The following is a 240-nucleotide window of genomic DNA, read 5'->3' on the forward strand; positions in this document are numbered from 1 at the left end:
GGATAGCAATAAAACCAATTAACCACGCTAGCATCGGCAGCATCAAGCGCATGTCTGCTTGCCCGATCATGACTAACATCGCCATAAAATACACTGCGATATAGACCAATACATCCAGTAACTTCATCACTGTTTCACGTACCGACAAGGCAGTTTGCATTACTTTGGTGGCAATACGTCCGGCAAAGTCACTTTGGAAAAAAGACACACTTTGGCGTAATAAATAGCGGTGTGCTAACC

General features: G+C 44.2%; 1 pseudogene. It reads right to left on the reverse strand.

Features of this window, described 5'->3' with window-relative positions:
* Positions 1 to 240: pseudogene (locus tag MTCD1_RS20175) on the reverse strand (ABC transporter ATP-binding protein); the annotation flags it as partial.

The organism is Colwellia marinimaniae (assembly GCF_002207865.1).
Lineage (GTDB): Bacteria > Pseudomonadota > Gammaproteobacteria > Enterobacterales > Alteromonadaceae > Colwellia > Colwellia marinimaniae.